5 protein-coding genes and 1 pseudogene are annotated in these 4,855 nt (G+C 72.8%); 1 reads left to right on the top strand and 5 read right to left on the bottom strand.

Annotated elements, in window-relative coordinates:
- The 3 genes from VF825_RS20095 to VF825_RS10345 form a co-directional block, all read right to left on the bottom strand.
- Window positions 1-177: helix-turn-helix domain-containing protein (locus VF825_RS20095; RefSeq protein ID WP_414695822.1), on the bottom strand; the 177-nt coding region annotated here is incomplete at its 3' end.
- A 106-nt stretch (window positions 178-283) separates the two neighbouring features.
- Window positions 284-892: a hypothetical protein gene (locus VF825_RS10350; protein ID WP_331112894.1), complete on the bottom strand. Its 609-nt coding sequence runs from the start codon at window positions 890-892 to the stop codon at window positions 284-286.
- Between the two features lie 8 nt (window positions 893-900).
- The gene (locus VF825_RS10345) at window positions 901-2,622 is read right to left on the bottom strand and encodes a lamin tail domain-containing protein (protein WP_331112892.1); all 1,722 of its coding nucleotides are present in this window, start codon (window positions 2,620-2,622) and stop codon (window positions 901-903) included.
- 211 nt (window positions 2,623-2,833) lie between these two features.
- Between VF825_RS10345 and VF825_RS10340 the strand changes: the two genes are divergently transcribed.
- Window positions 2,834-3,016: a hypothetical protein gene (locus VF825_RS10340; protein ID WP_331112890.1), complete on the top strand. Its 183-nt coding sequence runs from the start codon at window positions 2,834-2,836 to the stop codon at window positions 3,014-3,016.
- A gap of 64 nt (window positions 3,017-3,080) precedes the next feature.
- Here VF825_RS10340 and VF825_RS10335 read toward each other — a convergent pair whose 3' ends face one another.
- Window positions 3,081-4,409, bottom strand: coding sequence for an AarF/ABC1/UbiB kinase family protein (locus tag VF825_RS10335; RefSeq protein WP_331112889.1), 1,329 nt, complete (start codon window positions 4,407-4,409; stop codon window positions 3,081-3,083).
- 10 nt (window positions 4,410-4,419) lie between these two features.
- Window positions 4,420-4,855, bottom strand: a pseudogene (locus VF825_RS10330) (hypothetical protein); the annotation flags it as partial.

The raw sequence follows: 4,855 nt of genomic DNA, 5'->3' as shown, positions 1-4,855 counted from the left end.
GTGCACCGCCCCGGTGACCACGTGCCCGCCGCGGTAGGCGTGGTTGCGGGTCACCTCCCGCCAGACCGTGGACCGGTCCCGACCGATCACCGCCGCGATCTGCGGGAAGGTCAGCCCCTGCCCGAACAACACCTCGATCTGCGCGCGCTCCTGCTCCGACAACCGTGCACCAGGCATGACCGGATCCTTCCGTCATCCTCGTTGCAACAACCACTTGAAGCGGCCGCGGGCGAAACCCGAGGAACGTCCCTCTCGGCGGAAGAGGAACAGGGGAGGACCTGGGTCAGTGGTGGTGGCTGCCGTGGTGGTCGGTCCGCGGGTCGGTGCCGTCCCCGCAGCCGGGCCCCGCCGGCGGGAGCTCGCGCACGTCCGCCCGGGGCACGAGCCCGGTCAGCGCTCGGGTCCCCAGGGTGCGGACCCGCAGGGCGCCGCCGGCGCCGACACCGAGCACGACAGCCTGCGTGCCGGGCGCCAGGTGACCCGCGTCGAAGCGCGGGGAACACGTCGGCGCCGGGCCGACCAGGTGCACCACGCCGCGCAGGTGGAAGTCGTCCACCCAGCCGCGGGCCGGGGTGCCGTCGAGGGACTGCACCTCCTGCCACTGCCCGTCGGAGGCGACCACCCGCGCCAGGGTCCCGTCGGGCACGGCGGCGACGGTGCGGGAGCCCTGCACCGTGGCGCTCAGCGCGACGGCCGGCTCGGCCAGCTCGCCGTGGTCGTCCCGGCCGCTGACCAGCACCAGGCGGCCGTCGCGGGCCGGGGGAGCGACGCGGTCCGCCGCGCGGCCGGGGCCGTGCACCGGGGCAGCGCCGCAGGCGGAGAGGGACAGGGCCGCCGCCGCGACCCCCGCCGCGACGAACGCGCGGCGGGGGAGGCGGGCGGTGCGGGGCACGGCATACCTCACGGGCACGTCGTGGGGTTGGCCGTGCCCTTGGTGACGTTGGCGGAGATGGTGTTGCACCAGGCGCCGCCGTCGCCGCTGCGGTGGAACACCTTGTCGTACTGCGTGGAGGACAGGCTCCAGGAGTAGGTGTCGTAGACGGTCTCGGTGCCGCCCGAGATCGACAGGAAGCGGGCCGACTCGGCGCCGGTGTTGTTGAGGTAGCTCGAGCCCACGTCCATCACGTAGCGGCCGCCGGCCGGGATCACCGAGCCGGCCGGGATGGCCTTGGGGGAGCCGCCACCGCCGGCGGCGTCGTCGACGTAGTAGCCGCTGACGTCCACGCTGCTGGTGGTCGGGTTGTAGAGCTCGATCCACTCGTTGCCCGTCGAGGGCGCCATGAGGACCTCGTTGACTTTGACCTTCGTCGGGTCGCCGGTCGTGCCGCCACCGCTGGAGTCGCCGGTGACGTAGGTCCTCGTGCCGCCGTCGTAGTCGACGGTGTAGCCGGCGCCAGTGTTGCTCGTGGCCAGGTGCACGGTGCCGTTGTGGTTGAACGTGCCGCTGTAGTCGATCGCCGCGCCGGTGGTGTCCGTGGTGTCGCACGGGTCGTTGGCCAGGAAGATGTCGGCGCCGACGGAGCGGTAGTTGTTCAGTGTCGCGTTGCCGGGGTGGCCATAGGAGTTGACGCCGCAGGAGATGAAGGTCGTCCGTGGGGTGAGCGCCTGCAGGTACTTCAGCGACGAGGAGTGCGCCGAGCCGTGGTGGTTGGCGCGCACCGTGTCGACGTCGCCGATCTTGGGCGCGAGGCCGGCCTCGATGTCGTTGTAGGTGTAGCCGTTGGCGCTGGTGGAGTACTCACCGTCGCTGTCGCCGGCGGTGGCGTACCTGTACGGCCCGTAGGCGAACCGCACCGCGATCGAGTAGTCGTTCTCGCTCGGCGGGGTGGCGTCGGCGGTGTGGTCGCCGCTGACCGGGGTGACCCCGTCGGCCTGCTTGGTCCCGTAGGCGTTGGCGTTGAGGATCGAGCCGGTGGCGCCGCCGCCCATGTCGATCGTCGGCCACGGGCCGGGGTTGGTCAGCCGCAGCACCTTGCCGTCGATGTTCGCGCGGTCGGCCTGCCCGGCCGGTCCGTACAGCCAGCAGATCCACCGGGTCGCCGTGCTCGACGTCGTGCCGGCGTTGTGCCACGCGGTCTCGTTCGCCGGGGCGGTCGAGGTCCCGACCTCGCAGGACCCGTCACCGTTGGCGTCGTTCCAGACCCCGCCGTCGTGGTCGATGAGCTGGCCGACCTCGAAGCCCAGCCCGCCGCTGCCCGTCGGCGCCAGCAGCTGCCAGAGCCCGTTGCCGTAGGTCTGGGTGTCGTGGGGGTTGCCGGAGTAGCCGATGTGGTCCAGGTGCTGGTGCGAGGCCATCACGTAGTCCAGGTGCACCGGGCCCGAGGCGATCCCGCAGATGCTGCGGATCTGCGCGGCCACCTTCGTCGCGTTGGTGCTGGTGCCGGTGGAGTTCCACGCCGTCTCGCCGAGGTCGATGAGCATGGTCTTGCCGGTCGGCCCGACGATGAGCTGGGAGTCGCCCTGCTCGACGTCGAACCAGTACACGTTGAGCTCGCCCTGGCGCCAGGTGCCGGAGGTCGAGCAGGACGGGGCGGCGGCCTCGGCGCTGGGCGCGAGCGCCGCGCCGGTGGTGCTGATGAGGGCGGCCGCGATCAGCGACAGGCCCATGCGAAGACGACTCATGGTCGTGCGGCTCCCGGGGGAAGGAGGGGTGGGGTGGCCCACAGGGGCCGCACAGATAGTGGGGCACCGATCGGTAAGCCGGGTCCCCGGTGCGGGTCAATTTCCGGTTCTTCGCGCAACCGTCACCCGCGGGCTGCGTGGTGCAGCCGGGTGTTCACCCCCACGGGGTGGCGCCGCTCACCGGCGTCACGACGGGGTGACACTGGGGGGTATGAGCGAGGACGCCGAGCCGATGGTGTGCGCCACCTGCGGCCGTATGCCGGAGGAGGAGTCCGCGGCGCGGCTCACCTGGGCGCGCGGCGTGGAGGGCGGCCGGGTCGTGTGGACCTGCGAGGAGTGCAGCCGCCGGCACCTGCGCAGCATCGAGGGCAAGCTCGACTCCGCCTGGTGGTGAGCCGCCATCGTGGTGCGGCGCCTTCGCGGTGTGGCGCCGTGGTGGTGAAAGCGGCTCAGGCGCCTCAGGCGTCGCCGATGGGCGGCAGGTGCGCCTCGGGCAGCCAGTGGTCCAGCGTGGCCCGCCCGGCGACCTCGCCGTTGATCTGGCACAGCACGCCGATCCCGCCCATCCACACGCGGTGGATGAGCAGGTAGGTCGGCGGCAGGTTGAGCTTCATGCCGACGGTGAACTGGGGGCGGCGCGGGTCGTTGATGTGCTGGAAGAGCCCGCGCAGCCAGGGCCGGCTGAAGGTGAAGGTGTCGGTGTGCAGCGGGGCGATGAACGGCTCGAGGTACTCCAGCAGGGCCTCGGCGTCGATGTCGATGGACGACTTGACGAACCCGGTCTCGCGCAGGCCGCGCAGCACCGCCTCGGCGTCGCCGTCGAGCGCGTCACAGAGCAGCTCGCCCATCTCCGGCGGCAGCCCGTCGGGCAGGTGGTTGACCGCGCCGAAGTCGATGATGCCGAGCCGGCCGTCCGGCAGCAGGCGGAAGTTGCCCGGGTGCGGGTCGGCGTGCAGCAGCCCGGCGCGCTGCGGTCCGGCGAGCAGGAACTCCAGGTAGAGCTGGGCGGCGGCGTCGCGCTGCTCCTGCGTGCCCTCGCTGATGATCCGTGACAGCGGCATGCCCTCGATCCACTCGCTGACGATGACGTGCTCGGAGTGGAAGACCACGTCGGGGATGGCGTACTCCGGGTCGTCGCGGAAGGCCTTGGCGAACTGCGCCTGCGACGCGGCCTCGAGGCTGTAGTCGAGCTCCTCGGAGACGCGCTGCTTGAGCTCGTCCATGATCGGCTTGATGTCCAGGCCGGGGATCCAGCTGCCGGCCACGCGGGCGACCCGGGCCACCTGGTTGAGGTCGCTGATCAGGGCGGGTCCGGCGCCGGGGTACTGCACCTTGACCGCGACCTCGCGCCCGTCCTTCCACACGGCCCGGTGCACCTGGCCGATCGAGGCGGCCGCGGCGGGGGTGTCGTCGAAGGACTCGAACCTGCTGCGCCAGCGGGGCCCCATCTCCTTGGCCAGCACGCCGTGCACGACCGAGGCCGGCATCGGTGGGGCGGCGTCCTGCAGCTTGGTCAGGGTCGCGCGGTAGGGGCCGGCCAGGTCCTCGGGCATCGCCGCCTCGAAGATCGACAGCGCCTGCCCGAACTTCATCGCGCCGCCCTTGAGCTCGCCGAGCACCTTGAACAGCTGCTCGGCGGTGCGGGCCTGCACCTCGGCGGTGACGAGCTCGGCGGGCCGGCCACCGACCCGCTTGCCGAACCCGATCGCGGTGCGCCCGGCGAACCCGAGCGGCAGCGTGGCGAGCTTCGCTGTCCGGGTCACGGCCTTGCGGGGGAGATCGCTCACCCTCCCATTGTCACCCGAGGCCGGGAGTGCTCGCCGCCGCCCCGTCCCGGTGCGCCTGCGCGGCCCCGCAGCCGCACCGGGCGTGGGGGCTCCAGCGCCGGTGCACGACGGTGGGCCAGGGCAGGCTGAGCTCGAGGGAGACCCCTCGCGGCACGGCCCCGGCGTCGAGGTGGCTGTGCACGACGAGGGCGGCCAGCCCGGCGGCCGTGGCCGTGACGCCGGTGGCCGCCTCGACCGGCCGGGACCGGCCCACTGGCTGCGGCGGGGTGAGCTGGGCCAGCAGTTGCGGCCACTGTGGGTCGCGGTCGCTGCGGTCCAGGTCGCAGCACTGCAGGCATGGTCCGCCCGCGCCGGCGACGAGGGGACCGACGAGCACGCGGTGCCCTTGGGCGACGACGGGCAGGTGCGGTATGCCGTGCCGCAGCCAGGGTGCCCCGGCCCCGGGG

The sequence above is a fragment of the Oryzihumus sp. genome (assembly GCF_036391795.1).
Taxonomy (GTDB): domain Bacteria; phylum Actinomycetota; class Actinomycetes; order Actinomycetales; family Dermatophilaceae; genus Oryzihumus.
The sequence above is the reverse complement of the archived record's forward strand: the minus strand, read 5'-3'. Positions and strand labels throughout refer to the sequence as shown.